Below are 13,979 nucleotides of genomic sequence, written 5' to 3'. Positions count from 1 at the left end.
TCGCGATAACGGTCGCGGCGTGGAGCGAACGATCGAGGAAGGGTTCTTAGATGCGGCTGTTGGTAGTCGGCGCCGGCTCGACGGGCGGGTATTTTGGCGCACGCTTGGCGGCGGCGGGCCGAGACGTCACCTTTCTGGTCAGGCCAGCGCGCGCGGCACAGTTAGCGGCGGATCGTCTTCGGATTGTCAGCGCACAGGGCGACCTTGCGATCAAGCCGAAAACCGTGACCGCGACAGACCTGGGAGTCCCCTATGATGGGGTTCTCCTCACCGTCAAAGCCTATTCCCTCGCGGCGGCAATGGACGACGTAGCTCCGGCGGTTGGCCCCGACACCATGATCCTGCCGGTCCTGAACGGGATGCGGCACATGGACGTGCTCGCTGCGCGCTTCGGTCCAGACCGGGTGCTAGGCGGTGTCTGCAACGTCGCCACGACGATCGACGACGAGGGCCGCATCCTTCACCTGTCGCCATTCCACAGCCTGTCCTACGGCGAGCTCGACGGCGAGACGTCGGATCGCCTCCGGCTTCTGGATGAGACGATGAGAGGCGCGTCGTTCGACGCAAGGATGTCCAGCTCGATCCAGGAGGAGATGTGGGAGAAGTGGACGCGTCTTGCCGCGCTCGGCGCAGCCACTTGCCTGATGCGTGGTGCTGTCGGCGAAATCGAGGCGGCGCCGGGTGGCCAAGCGTTCCTTCACGCGCTTTTGGACGAAATTGTCGCGATCATCGCCCAGGTCGGAATTCCTCCAAGCGACGGCTTTCTCACCTCCGTGCGGTCGCAACTGACCGAGCCGGGATCAGGCCTCACCTCTTCCATGTATCGCGACCTTCGGGATGGATCGCCCGTAGAGGTCGAGCAGATTCTCGGAGATCTCCTCGGTCGCGCCTCGGCATTGGGCATGCCAACGCCGCTCCTGTCAGCCGCCCATACTCACCTCTCTATCCACCAGAGCCATCGCTTGGCAACAACCTGAATGGCCTCGATCCGGAAGAGCGCGCGATCGCGAACGTAGCTGCGGCCGCGGGGACGGTCGTTCGCTGGCAGACGACCGACCCAAAATTCCCGGAATCGGGGCACTCCCTCCGGCCAACGAGGATGACCATGGACATCGCAATCCTGACGCCGCAACGCATCGTTGCCGTGGCTCGCGCTGCGAGGGAACGCCCGGACACCGACCTCTTGTGTTTCGGCGAGAGCGACCAGCTCGGCTCGGCGGCGGCGGCGGCGGCGGCGGCAGCGGCGCTGACCAGTGGCGACGCTCGCTACTCGGACGTCCGAGGTCTCTCGACGCTCAGGGACGCCCTTGCGGCCATGCTGACACGGCTTCATGCCTGTGAGGTGGCGGAAGAGCGAATACAGGTCACGGCGTCCGGGATGACCGCGGTCAATGTGGCTTTGGCAGCCCTGGTGCGCGCCGGCGACCGTGTGGTTATCCACACTCCCGCCTGGCCAAACATCGGGAACGCGGTCGTGCTCCGGCAGGCCGATGTAGACGCTCTTTCCCTGGACGCAGACCCGGAGGGCCGATTCAGCTTGGACTTAGGGCGTCTAGCGGACAAGCTCGTCGGCGCTCGCGCCTTGGTGCTGAACTCGCCGAACAACCCAACAGGCTGGACGGCCACGCTTGCGGAACTCACGACCATCCTGGCGTTATGCCGCCGCCACGGTGTGTGGCTGATCGCGGATGAAGTTTACAACCGGCTCGTCTACGACGGAGCCGAGTCGGCACCCTCGCTCCTGGACATCACCGATCCCGCCGATAGGGTGGTCGTGTGCAACAGCTTCAGCAAGACCTATGCGATGACGGGATGGCGACTCGGTTGGATGGTGGTCCCCGCGGGTGCGCGGGACGCTGTCTCAGAGATCGTCGAGGTCACGCACGGCGGCGTCGCTCCCTTCCTGCAAGCCGGCGCCATCGCTGCCCTGCGAGACGAGCCGTTCGTCGAGCGGTTCCGGTCTTACTGCGCGGCCGGACGGCAACGCACGGTCGACGCGCTCAAAGGGCTAAGCGGCGTACGGTTCAGAGCTCCGGACGGAGCGTTCTACGCCTTTTTCGGTGTCGATGGCTTGCAAGACAGCTTGGCTTTGTCCTTATCTCTTGTGCGGGATCACGGTGTCGCGGTGGCCCCGGGAAGCGCGTTCGGTTTAGCGGGCGAGGGTCATTTGCGCCTGTGTTTCGCCCAAGCGCCAGATCGGATCGAACGCGCGCTAGGCAGGCTTCGCAGAGGATTGCAAGCTCGGTAAATGGGCGACGCTTCCGCATGCATCTGGTCGAGGTTGTGGTTCGGATCACCTCAGTCAGACAGTCGCCAGCGACGAACCTGTTCGAGTCTATCCTCGTCCGTTCATGTGCAGGAGTTCGCCCGTGGCTTCGCCGGGGTCCATCTCCTGCCGATCAGAGCCGCAGACCTCCTCGCCCGCGGCGAGGGTCGTGGATTATCTTTGGATAGGCCCGCGAGCTCGCTCGCCGGGGTCATCCAGACTTACTGCCGCGGTCAAACGATCGCGGGCGTCGAGAACCTGAGATCATGAGCATGAGGACCACTCAGGAGCCGAAATCGACACCAGGACCGGTAACGCTGCCTCCTTACAAGCGGATCAAGCACCACGTTGTGAACCTGATCGCCTCCGGAAGTCTCGCGTCGGGCGATCGGGTCCCAAGCGAGAACGAACTCGCGGGACTATTTCAAGTCTCGCGTCTCACCGCTCACCGAGCCTTGCGCGAGCTCGCTCAAGAAGGACGTCTCGAGCGGGTTCATGGACTCGGAACGTTCGTTCAGGCTAGGAGCGAAACTTCGTCGGCTTCGAGTATATACAACATCGCAGACGAAGTTCGATCAGCGGGACGCTCTTTGAGCATCGACGTACAGCGTCTGGAGACCGTGGCGCTCGCTCCCGAAATCGCTGCAGAGATGAACGTCAAAGCTGGAGTTGACGTCTTTCACAGCGTGATTGTCTATCTTGCTGATGGCACTCCCATCCAATTAGAGGATCGGCTCGTCCTTCCCGAATTTGCGCCTTCTTACCTCGCTCAAGATTTCCGAGAGCGTTCCACCACGGACTACCTTCAGATGATTGCGCCCGCAGATCAGGCGGAGCAGATCATCGAGGCCGGGCTTCCGAATGCCGAAACCAAGAGATTGCTTAAGATCAGGAGGGGCGAGGCCTGCCTGATCGTTTTTCGGAAAACGTGGCTTGGAGATCTTCTGACGACATACACTCGTTTTGTACATCCGGGCACGCGACGACGGCTTATTAGCAGAACATCGCGTCCGTCGCACGACGGGGCGACCGAAACCGCCTCGTTTGGGCTCGTGGAAAGTGCATTTTTGCACTCTCGATAACCCGAGCATTTCAGCGCTGATGCTATCGCGGTCGTGGTTAGTGAAGGTCCAGTGCGCGCGTCAGCGGGCGAAACTTCCCAATGATCGCTGAATGATTTTTGCCATCCCCCCTTCTAACCGAGTCTCGTCTTTCAGGCCGACCCTTGTTCAATACTGCTTTCTACAATGAACATCGATGCCCAGCCGAACTACAAGGTGAATACCCTGGCGCGCTGACCCGCTAACAGAACGTAACTGACCGACGATACTTTCGACGACGTCAACGAGGCGGTCAGCCTACTGACCTACTCGGTCCCGCCGCCGAATCCGGAGCGCTTCTGCACTCGACGGAAGGTTCCAGGCCATGTGTCACGCGGGAGAGAAAGCGAAAGCTTCGGTGGCCACGACGGGTCGGAGAGCGAGAGAGAGCTTGCTCGCCCGTCGCGGAGATTCGTCATGCCGCGACATGCAGCTAGGACGTCGCCACGGGAGACGGCGAGGTCCAGCAACCACTATCACCGGCCGCCCGGCCGGAGCCTCTACCAGGAGATCACCGAAAAGATCATCGGCCAACTCGAAGCCGGCTGCGTGCCCTGGTCCCAACCCTGGCGCCGGGCGGGCGGACCCTCGCTCGGGTTGCCGAAGAACGCCGCCACGCCGGGTGGAAACGGGCCGGTCTTCGCGGTGCCTCCGGCTCGGAGGCGGCCGGCTGTGGATCTGGTCTGAAGGCGAGCAGGAATCGGCAGCCTTCGACGCGGCTCAGGCGGCGCGCACGATCGCCAGATCATCCTGGCGTAAGACCTTGAGCCGGGAGCCGATGTAGTCAGCATGACGCACCGTCGGCTCGATCCCGAACGTTGCGCAGCTGAAGGCGGCCGTCGTCTCGGCGACGAGCTCTTCCTGCGCATAGGCTTGCGAGCCGAAAACGCCAGTTTGGTTGCGGGCGAGCCGATTGACAGCCACCGACCAATGGCCGAGTTCGTGCAGCGCCGTCCGGTGCCAATCGATCGGCGTGTGAAAGGCTTGCGTTGGCGGGACGCGGATGAGGTCGGCGTGAGGATCGTAGTAGGCTCGATCGCCTCCGATGCGGAGATCGGCGCAGCTGGCGCGGATGGGGTCCGCGACCTGAGGCAGGGTCGAATTCTTAGAGACAGGCGGCACCGGCGCGCCCACCTCTTCTGGCAAGCCGTCGCACTGCTCGATGTTGAATATGGTGAAGCGCTCAAGAAAGTGGATGCCGCGCGCCGATCGTCGCCGTCGCGCCACGCCCGCTCTCGCTCGTCCTGCGGCGTGAACCGGTCGGCGAACACGACGTTCGTGCCGCGCTCGCCCTTCCGGACACAGCCGCCGAGACCGAGCGCCTGGCGGAAGGTTAACCAGGACTGCCTCGCGTAGCCGCGCTCGACCACGGCGCCCCAGAGCAGCAGAACGTTGATCCCTGAATAAGATCGTCCCGCTTGCCCAGGCGGACCCTACGGACGAGTCGCGCATCGCACGCGTGCTCGCGACCGATGGAGGCCATCTCGTGATCGGCCGCGGCCGGGACACTCTCTGGTACGACCTGGGCTGCCGACTGTCGGGCTACGACGTCGAGCCCATCAAGGCCGCCTGCATCGCGGCCGGCCTGCCAGTGATCGACAGCCGCGAGGTCGTGTTCGAGGAGGTCTGCCGCCTCGCGGTTGGGGGCCCATGATCGCCATCGGCGAGCCGCCTTCCAACGCCCTCTCCTACGCGCCCCTGACGGTCCTAGCGGCGGCATACCGGGCGGCGGAGCCGAGGTGCATAACCTTGAGCCGGCGAGCGAACCCTCAAGCTGAGAGGGAGAGAGAAGCCTGGGGCTTCGTGACGGGCGAGGAGGGCGAGAGAGAGCCTCTGGTCCGGCCCGTCGCGGAGACCTCCCAATGTCGAAGATCGTCTTGAACGGGGTGCGGGATGTACCCCTGAACAAGCTCCACCTCAGCCAGGCAAACGTGCGCCGGATCAAGGCCGGCGTCTCGATCGAGGAGCTGGCCGAAGATATCGCGCGTCGCGGCCTGCTCCAGTCCCTCTCGGTCCGCCCGGTGCTCGACGCCGACGGCGACGAGACGGGCGCGTTCGAGGTGCCGGCCGGCGGGCGCCGCTTCGAGGCGCTGAAGCTCCTCGTCAAGAAGAAGCGGATGTCGGCAACCGTCAAGGTGCCCTGCATCGTGCGTACGGACGGGGTCGCCGAAGAGGACTCGCTCGCCGAGAACACGATGCGCGAGGCCCTGCATCCGCTCGATCAGTTCCGGGCCTTCCAGGCGCTCCGGAACGAGCATGGGATCGGCGACGAGGAGATTGCGGCCCGGTTCTTCGTTACGCCCGCGGTCGTGCGCCAGCGGCTCAAGCTCGCGGCCGCCTCGGCCAAGCTCCTCGACCTCTACGCCGGCGGCGAACTCACGCTCGAACAGCTGATGGCGTTCTGCGTCACGAGCGACCATGCCCGGCAGGAGCAGGTCTGGGACGCCCTGGCCCGCAGCCACAGCCGGGAGCCGTATGCGATACGCCGGCTCCTGACCGAGCACGCCGTGAAGGCGAGCGATAAGCGCGCGGTGTTCGTCGGGGCAGAGACGTACGAAGCGGCCGGCGGCTCGGTCGTACGCGACCTGTTCCAGCAGGATGGCGGCGGCTGGTTCGACGATCCGGCGCTGCTGGAGCGGCTCGTTCGCGAGAAGCTGGAGACCGCGGCCGAGGCCATCAGGTCCGAAGGCTGGAGGTGGGTCGAGGTCGCCCCCGACTTCTCGTACGGGCACACCTTCGGGCTCCGGCGCCTCGCCTCGACTGAAGCGGCCCCAAGCGCGGCCGAGCAGACGGAGCACGATCGGCTCCGCGCCGAGTACGACAGTCTCGAAGCCGAGCACGCCGGATCCAACGATTATCTGCCGGAGGAGGTCGACGCGCGGCTCGCCGAGCTCGAGACCGCGCTTGCCCGCATCGAGGACCGGCCCCGCATCTCCGATCCGGACGAGGTCGCCCGGGCGGGCGTGTTTGTCAGCCTCGACTACGGCGGAGCCGTCGCGATCGATCGGGGCTGGATCCGATCCGAGGATGAGCTGCCCGTCGAGCCTGCCGTGGACTGCTCGGACGATGGCGAGGGAGCCCGGCCGGAGGTCGAGCGACCGTCGACGGCCGGCGTCGGCGGCCCCGCGCCGGCGCCCGACACGCCGGACGAGGAGGACGGCATCCGGCCACTGCCGGAGCGGCTCCTGACCGAGCTGACCGCGCATCGCACGGTCGCGCTTCGTGACGCGCTCGCTGGCGATTTCGAGGTCGCGTTCCTGGCCGCCCTCCACGCGCTGGCGCTGAGGACCCTGTACCGGTTCGGCTACAGCTCATGCCTGGAGATCGAGGCGAAGAGCGCGGGGTTCTCCGTGCAGGCACCTGGCCTTGCCGATACGGCGCCGGCGCGGGCGATCGAGGCCCGGCAGGGCGACTGGCGCCATCGGCTCCCCGATAGCGCGGACGCGCTCTGGGATGCGCTCGTCGCGCTCGACGGCGAGAGCCGACGGGCCCTGTTCGCGCATTGCGTCGGAGTGACCGTCAACGCCGTACACGAGCCCTGGAACCGCGGAATCGGCCGGATCGCGCATGCCGACGTGCTGGCCGGCGCGCTCGGTCTCGATGTCGCCGCGTCCTGGTCGCCGACCGCCGACGGCTATCTCGGCCGGGTCACGAAGGCTCGGATCCTCCAGGCCGTGCGTGAGGCGAAGGGGAACTCGGCCGCCCAGCTGATCGACCACCTCAAGAAGCCCGAGATGGCGAAGGAAGCCGAGCGTCTGATCGCCGGCACGGGCTGGCTGCCCGAGCCGCTGCGCACCCCGGGCCTCGACGCCCCCGTGCTGCCGCTTTCCGGCTCGGCCGAGCCGGCCGAGCCGGCCGCGCCGGACGACACCGACGCCGACCTCGACGCCGAGCTGCCGGCGTATCTCACCGATGTCGGCGAGGCTCGCGACGCGCGGCATTTCATCGCCGCCGAGTAGTCGGCCTGCCCGGGGCGCCCCGCGTCCCGGGCTCCTTTTCGGTCCGGACCACCGGGCCGCCTCCCCTCCCCTTTTCTCTCAGACAGGAACGCCGCCATGGGCTGGCTGTACATGCGCTCGCTCGGGATCCACGCAGGCCCGCGCGAGTATCTCGACGCTCAGTTCACCTTCGAGACCGCGGAGAAACGCTGTCGCGTGCTCCGCTCCGCGCTCGTCCGGCTCCGCACCTACTACGCCGCCGTCGAGCGGATGCGGGCTGACGGCGATCGGCAGGTCGCCGCAATCATCTGCCTGGTTCGCTACAACCCGAACGACCGCGAAGGCTACGTCTTCGGCTACAAGGACATGGACGAGGGCATGGGGCCGGTCGAGTCCGAGTGCCAGGCAGCGATCCTCGGCCTCCTGACCCCGACCGAGGCGCCGTACGCCGTCGAGTGGCGCGCCCGCTGTCGCGCCCGCGCGGCCGAGCGGCGGCAGTCGGGCCGAAGGCCGCGGCCCCGCCCCGGCCAGACCGTCGTGATCGAGGAGCCGGTCGCGTTCAGGGACGGCCGCCGCCTCGATCGACTCGTGGTTGCCGAGCACCCGCGCTCCGCGCGTTCGGTGCTCTTCCGGGATCTCGAGGGTCGCGGACTCTATCGGGTCGCGATGGTCGCGAGCCGGTCGTACCGCGTCATGGGCTGACGCACGCATAGTATCTTGGATCAGGCAGGCCCGGCGGTGACGTCGGGCCTTTCTGCTGTTCGCCGTAGGCGGGAAGGAGGCCGGGAGAGGGAGAGGAAGGCCGGGAAGGGGTGAGCCGGAGCGGGGTGGAGAGAGCGCCCGCCGGCTTCGCCCTCCGCTCTCCCGAGACGCCCGATGTCCCAAGCCGTCCTGTGCGCCCTACCCTCCCCCAACCGCCAGCCGCTATCCGAGCCGTTCGGCTACGCCGATCGGATCATGGCGGCCGCGAACGCCATCCTACCGTTGCTGACCCGGGGCGAGCCGGTCGACGCCAGCGTTCTCAGGCCGATGATGGAGGCGGCGTTCGGTGGCTCCGACGCCGAGGGCTGCTGGGCCTGGAAGGACGCCTACGAGGCCTGCGAGGCCGCGCAGGTGCTGTTCCTGCGCCGCTTCGGCCCGGCCATGAGCCGTCGCGCCGGCACGGCGGGCGCGTTCGGCGCCATGCTGGCCCGGGTCGCGGGGCTGCTGCCGATCCAGACCCGCCGATCAGAGGAAGGCCAAGCGCTCCAGCAATTCTCGACGCCGGTCGAGCTCGCGCACGTCGTCGCGGCCGCGGCCGGAATCCGGCCGGGCGACCTCGTGCTGGAGCCGTCCGCCGGGACGGGGCTCCTCGCCGTCATGGCCGAACTCGCGAGTGCCGCGACCGCGGGCCGGATCGCCGGCGGGAGCATCCGGCTCGCCTTGAACGAGTTCGCGACCGGTCGGGCCGACCTGCTCGCTCGGCTGTTCCCGGACGCGGTCGTCACCCGGCACGATGCGGCACAGATCGACGATCACCTCGACGGGGGCGTCCGGCCGACGGTGGTCATCATGAACCCGCCCTTCTCGGCCCTGGCGAGCGTCGACGGCCCGGTCCGGGGCGCGGCGCACCGCCACCTAACCTCGGCGCTGGCCCGGCTCGCGCCAGGCGGCCGCTTGGTTGCCATCACCGGCGCCAGCCTGTCGCCCGAGCATCCAGCCGCGCGGGACGGGTTCGTCCGGCTGCAGGAGACCGGACGCGTCGTGTTCACGGCCGCGATCGCCGGGCGCGTCTTCGCGCGGCACGGCACGACGGTCGAGACGCGCCTCACCGTGATCGACCGCGAGCCCGCGGCCGATCCCAGCTCCTTTCCGGCGTCGGCCGGAACCGTCGAGAGGGCGGCCGAGCTGCTAACGCTCGTCGACCAGCACGTGCCGCCGCGCGCCGCGGCCCTCCCCTCTCCTGCCGGTTCGGGTTTCGCGCGGGTCGGTGCTTCCTGCGCGCGTCGCCCCGTCGTCATCGGCTCCTCTCGGCAACCGTCGCGGTCGCTTCTCGGCCTGAGCCCATCCGGCGTCGAGCTCGCCTACGACGTCGTCGATGCGGCGGCCACCGCTGACGCACCTCTCCGGCAGCCCTCGTCCGGCTCGCTCTACGAGCCGTACGGCTTGCAGCGCCTCCGCATTCCGGGAGCGAAGCCGCACCCGACGACGCTCGTCCAGTCGATCGCGATGGCGTCCGTCGCACCTCCCTCCCCGAGCTATCGCCCTCGGCTGCCGGCGTCGGTCGTCGCCGACGGCCAGCTCTCGGACGCGCAGCTCGAGAGCGTGGTCTATGCGGGCGAGGCCCATGCCGGGCTCCTCGCCGGGTCCTGGCTGGTCGACGTGACCTACGACAACCTGTCGGCCGCGTCCGAGGATCAGGAGGACGCCGTCCGGTTCCGGCGGGGGTGGTTCCTCGGCGACGGCACCGGCTGCGGCAAGGGCCGGCAGGTCGCGGGCGTCATCCTGGACAACTGGCTCCAGGGTCGCCGGCGCGCGCTGTGGGTGTCAAAGTCCGACAAGCTGATCGAGGACGCCCAGCGCGACTGGGCGGCGCTCGGTCAGGAACGCCTGCAGGTCACGCCCCTGTCGCGCTTCGCCCAGGGTAAGCCGATCCGGCTCGACGAGGGGGTCCTGTTCACGACCTACGCGACGCTGCGCTCGGCCGAGCGCGACGGCAAGGCTTCGCGCCTCGCCCAGATCGTCGAGTGGCTCGGGCCCGCCTTCGACGGCGTCGTCGTGTTCGACGAGGCGCACGCGATGCAGAACGCCGCCGGAACGTCCGGTGCGGGCGGCGTCACATCCGGACGCGGCGACCAGGGGCCGTCGCAGCAGGGCCGCGCCGGGCTCCGCCTCCAGCACGCCCTGCCGGACGCGCGCGTGCTCTACGTCTCGGCGACGGGCGCGACCACGGTGCACAACCTCGCCTACGCCCAGCGCCTCGGCCTCTGGGGCGGCGCGGACTTCCCGTTCACGACCCGGGCCGAGTTCGTCGAGGCCATGGAGGCCGGGGGCGTCGCCGCCATGGAGGTGCTGGCGCGGGATCTCAAGGCGCTCGGGCTCTACGCGGCCCGCTCGCTGTCCTACGAGGGCGTGGCCTACGAGATGGTCGAGCACCCGCTCACGCCTGAGCAGACGCGCATCTACGACGCCTATGCGGGCGCCTTCGAGGTGATCCACAACAACCTGAATGCGGCGCTCGAGGCCGTGAACATCACGGGCGAGCGCGGCACGCTGAATGCCCAGGCCAAGGCGGCGGCGCGGTCCGCATTCGAGGGCGCGAAGCAGCGCTTCTTCGGCCACCTCATCACCGCCATGAAGGCGCCGACGCTGATCGCCTCGATCGAGCGCGACTTCGCGGCCGGCCACGCCGCGATCGTGCAGATCGTCTCGACCGGGGAGGCGCTCATGGAGCGCCGCCTCGCTGAGATCCCGACGGCCGAGTGGAACGACGTCACCGTCGACATCACCCCCCGCGAATACGTTCTCGACTACCTGGCCCATTCCTTCCCGACGCAGCTCTTCGAGCCGTTCACGGACGGCGACGGCAACCTGTCCTCCCGGCCCGTGTTCCGGGATGGGCAGCCGGTGCAGTCGCGCGACGCCTGCGAGCGGCGCGACCGCATGATCGAGAAGCTCGCGTCGCTGCCGCCCGTGCCGGGCGCGCTCGACCAGCTCGTCCAGCGCTTCGGGACGAAGGCAGTCGCCGAGGTCACAGGGCGATCGCGCCGGATCGTGCGCCGGGTCGGCCGCGATGGCATCGACCGGCTGGCGGTCGAGGCCCGGGCCGGCTCGGCCAACCTCGCCGAGGCCCAGGCCTTCATGGACGACGAGAAGCGCATCCTGGTCTTCTCGGAGGCGGGCGGGACGGGCCGAAGCTACCACGCAGACCTCGGAGCGAAGAACCGCCGGCTGCGGGTGCACTACCTGCTCGAGCCCGGTTGGAAGGCGGACGCCGCGATCCAGGGGCTCGGTCGATCGAACCGGACGAACCAGGCCCAGCCGCCGCTGTTCCGGCCGGTGGCGACGAACGTGCAGGGCGAGAAGCGCTTCCTGTCGACCATCGCCCGCCGCCTCGACACGCTTGGCGCCATCACCAAGGGCCAGCGCCAGACCGGCGGCCAGGGCCTGTTCCGGGCCGATGACAACCTGGAGAGCGTCTACGCCAAGGCGGCGCTTCGGCAGCTCTACCGGCTGCTTTACGCCGGCAAGGTCGAGGCGTGCAGCCTGCAGCGCTTCGAGGCTGCGACCGGACTCGCGCTGACCGACCGCGACGGCTCGCTGAAGGAGGAATTGCCGCCGATCACCACCTACTTGAACCGGCTTCTCGCCCTGCCCATCTCGCTCCAGAACGCGCTGTTCGACGTCTTCGACGGCCTGCTAGCGGCCGGCATCGAGGGCGCGGTCGCGTCCGGGACATACGACGTCGGCGTCGAGACGCTCACGGCCGAGGGCCTCCGGGTGGTTGAGCGCCGCACGGTCTACACGCATCCGAGCAGCGGTGCCGAGACGCGCCTCCTCAAGATCGCCCGCCTCGACCGCAACCGGCCGCTGACTTTGGACGATGCCGTCCTTCGCTCTGGTGACCGCGGGGCGAGGCTTCTCGTGAACGCGCAGTCGGGCCGAGCCGCCGTCCAGGTCTCCTGCCCGAGCCTCGTGCTGGATGACGGCTCCGTCGAGGCCCGGATCCGGCTCCTGCGTCCGAGCGACCGGCTGGCCATGAGCCTGGACGCGCTCGGGGCGACGCAGTGGCGCGAGGCCGAGCCGGAGGCGTTCGCGCGCGCCTGGTCGGCCGAGCTCGCCTCCGTGCCGGAGTTCTCCGAGTCGAGCTTCTACGTCGTGGCCGGGCTGCTCCTGCCGATCTGGCGGCGCTTGCCGTCCGCCGAGGGCTGCCGCGTCTACCGGCTCGCGACGGATGATGGTGAGCGGATCATCGGCCGGCTGATCTCGCCGGCGGGCGTCGACGTGTTGGCGCAGGACCTCGGGATCGAGGGTGGCCCGGCCCTCTCGGCCGCCGACGCGTTCCGGGCCGTGCTGTCGGACAGCGCCACGCTCCTGCTCGCGGAAGGACTGCAGGTTCGGCGCGCGACCGTGATGGGCGCGAGCCGGGTCGAGCTCGCCGGCTTCACCGACGGCGCGGTCGACCGGCTGAAGGCGCTCGGGCTCGTCTCCGAGATCATCAGCTGGAAGCTGCGCCTGTTCGTGCCGGTCGGCACCTCGGGTCCGGCGACCCTCGAGCGGTTGCTCGAGCGCAACCCGCTCCGGCGCTGCGTCTCGCGCGCCGCGGCGGCGGCGTGAGGAGGGCGCCATGTCTCCCCTCCCCTCCCCTGCCGCCGACCTCGCGCGGCGGCTCGCCGAGCGCGCCGACGACGTGTGCCGGCGCTACCTCTCGAACGGCCGGCGCTCCGGCCGCTACTGGATCGTCGGTGACGTCCAGAACAACCGAGGCCGGTCTCTCTATGTCCGGCTCACAGGCCCGAGCGCCGGGCGGGGCGCGGCCGGCAAGTGGGCCGACGCCGCCACAGGCGAGCATGGCGACCTGCTCGACCTCATCCGGCTCAGCCGTGGGCTGGCGACGCTTCGGGAGACGCTGGACGAGGCCCGGGACGTGCTCAGCCTGCCGCCGGTCGAGCATCGTGAGACGCCCTCGTGCGCACCGGCGCGTCGTGGGTCGCCGGAGGCGGCGAGGCGCCTGTTCGGCAAGGCCCGTCCGATCTCGAGCACGCCGGCCGAGGCCTACCTGCGCGCCCGCGGCGTGACGGCGCCGCTCCGTGACCTCTGGAACCTGCGCTTCCACCCGGCCTGCTACTATCGCGAGGACGACCGCGATGACCCGCAGCTGTGGCCGGCGCTGATCGCCGCCATCACGGACGTCGACGGCGAGATCACGGCCGTCCAGCGCACCTGGCTTGATCGGGACAGGCCCGAGAAAGCGCCGCTCAGGGATCCTCGGCGGTCGCTGGGACACCAGCTCGGAGGCGCGGTCCGGCTCGGGCTCGTGCGGGACGTGCTCGCGGTCGGCGAGGGCGTCGAGACGATGCTGTCGCTTCGTAGCGCCCTCCCCTGCCTGCCGGTGCTGGCCGGGCTCTCGGCCCGGCACCTCGCCGCGGTCGAGCTGCCGTCCGGCGTGCGTCGCGTCTATGTCGCCCGCGACAACGATCCGGAGGGCTGGCGGGCGGAGCGTCGGTTGCGGTCGCGCTGGGGCGGAGGGGCGATCGAGATCCGAAGCCTCTGGCCGGCGTTCGGCGACTTCAACGTCGACCTGCAGCGGATGGGGCTGGAGGCGTTCCGGAGACGGGTGGTGCGTCAGCTCGCGGCCAAGGACCGGGAGCGGTTCGCTGGTGAGACGGAGAGCTCTGTCGAGCGGGTCTGAGCGGAGCGCGTGCGCGACGGTAAGGCGACGCCGAAACGACGGCTGCTCCGGACGGAGCCACCGCGCCCCGGCCTTCTTCAGGGGCGATCGAGCCGGAGGCGCCGGGCGTGCCGCCCTGAGCTGGGCCGCAACGGCGTCAGGCGACTATTTTCCCCTGCCTCCGGCATTCCTCGCGCGAGCAAAATAGCCGCCTCCCGCCGTCCTCCGCTGCGCTTCGGCCCTCTCGGGTGCAGCCCCGCTTCCGCCTCCGGCCATTCGTCGCCCGCGAAGGCCGCGATGGGCGC

Annotated in this window: 8 protein-coding genes and 3 pseudogenes; 10 read left to right on the top strand and 1 reads right to left on the bottom strand. The window is 69.0% G+C overall.

Translation table 11 applies throughout. The features are described from left to right. The first annotated feature begins 50 nt into the window (after positions 1–50). The 5 genes and pseudogenes from panE to ACFE87_RS05280 all read left to right on the top strand — a co-directional run. Positions 51–977 (top strand): 2-dehydropantoate 2-reductase, encoded by a 927-nt coding sequence (gene panE, locus ACFE87_RS05300; RefSeq protein ID WP_375458574.1) that lies wholly within the window; start codon positions 51–53, stop codon positions 975–977. A gap of 128 nt (positions 978–1,105) precedes the next feature. Further along, positions 1,106–2,248 (top strand): aminotransferase class I/II-fold pyridoxal phosphate-dependent enzyme, encoded by a 1,143-nt coding sequence (locus tag ACFE87_RS05295; protein ID WP_375458573.1) that lies wholly within the window; start codon positions 1,106–1,108, stop codon positions 2,246–2,248. Positions 2,249–2,532: 284 nt separating this feature from the next. After that, a pseudogene (locus tag ACFE87_RS05290) lies at positions 2,533–2,769 on the top strand (GntR family transcriptional regulator); the annotation flags it as partial. Between the two features lie 87 nt (positions 2,770–2,856). After that, positions 2,857–3,348, top strand: coding sequence for a UTRA domain-containing protein (locus ACFE87_RS05285; protein WP_375458593.1), 492 nt, complete (start codon positions 2,857–2,859; stop codon positions 3,346–3,348). 435 nt (positions 3,349–3,783) lie between these two features. Next, positions 3,784–3,984 (top strand): annotated as a pseudogene (locus ACFE87_RS05280) (ArdC-like ssDNA-binding domain-containing protein); the annotation flags it as partial. Positions 3,985–4,086: 102 nt separating this feature from the next. Here the strand turns inward: ACFE87_RS05280 and ACFE87_RS05275 are convergent. Further along, positions 4,087–4,781, bottom strand: a pseudogene (locus ACFE87_RS05275) (ArdC family protein); the annotation flags it as partial. Between the two features lie 44 nt (positions 4,782–4,825). Here ACFE87_RS05275 and ACFE87_RS05270 point away from each other — a divergent pair. The 5 genes from ACFE87_RS05270 (at position 4,826) to ACFE87_RS05250 (ending at position 13,695) form a co-directional block, all read left to right on the top strand. Further along, positions 4,826–5,020, top strand: coding sequence for a hypothetical protein (locus ACFE87_RS05270; protein WP_375458572.1), 195 nt, complete (start codon positions 4,826–4,828; stop codon positions 5,018–5,020). 208 nt (positions 5,021–5,228) lie between these two features. Continuing rightward, positions 5,229–7,325, top strand: a complete 2,097-nt coding sequence (locus ACFE87_RS05265; RefSeq protein WP_375458571.1) for a ParB/RepB/Spo0J family partition protein — start codon at positions 5,229–5,231, stop codon at positions 7,323–7,325. 96 nt (positions 7,326–7,421) lie between these two features. Further along, a complete protein-coding gene (locus ACFE87_RS05260; RefSeq protein WP_375458570.1) occupies positions 7,422–8,006 on the top strand; it encodes a DUF6927 domain-containing protein in 585 nt (194 codons plus the stop codon). 174 nt (positions 8,007–8,180) lie between these two features. After that, positions 8,181–12,620 (top strand): strawberry notch-like NTP hydrolase domain-containing protein, encoded by a 4,440-nt coding sequence (locus ACFE87_RS05255; RefSeq protein ID WP_375458569.1) that lies wholly within the window; start codon positions 8,181–8,183, stop codon positions 12,618–12,620. A 10-nt stretch (positions 12,621–12,630) separates the two neighbouring features. Continuing rightward, positions 12,631–13,695, top strand: a complete 1,065-nt coding sequence (locus ACFE87_RS05250) for a toprim domain-containing protein (protein ID WP_375458568.1) — start codon at positions 12,631–12,633, stop codon at positions 13,693–13,695. Positions 13,696–13,979: the final 284 nt, after the last annotated feature.

It is taken from the genome of uncultured Enterovirga sp. (assembly GCF_964242715.1).
Lineage (GTDB): Bacteria > Pseudomonadota > Alphaproteobacteria > Rhizobiales > Beijerinckiaceae > Enterovirga.
Note: the sequence above shows the minus strand (reverse complement) of the source record. Positions and strands in the feature narration are given on the sequence as shown.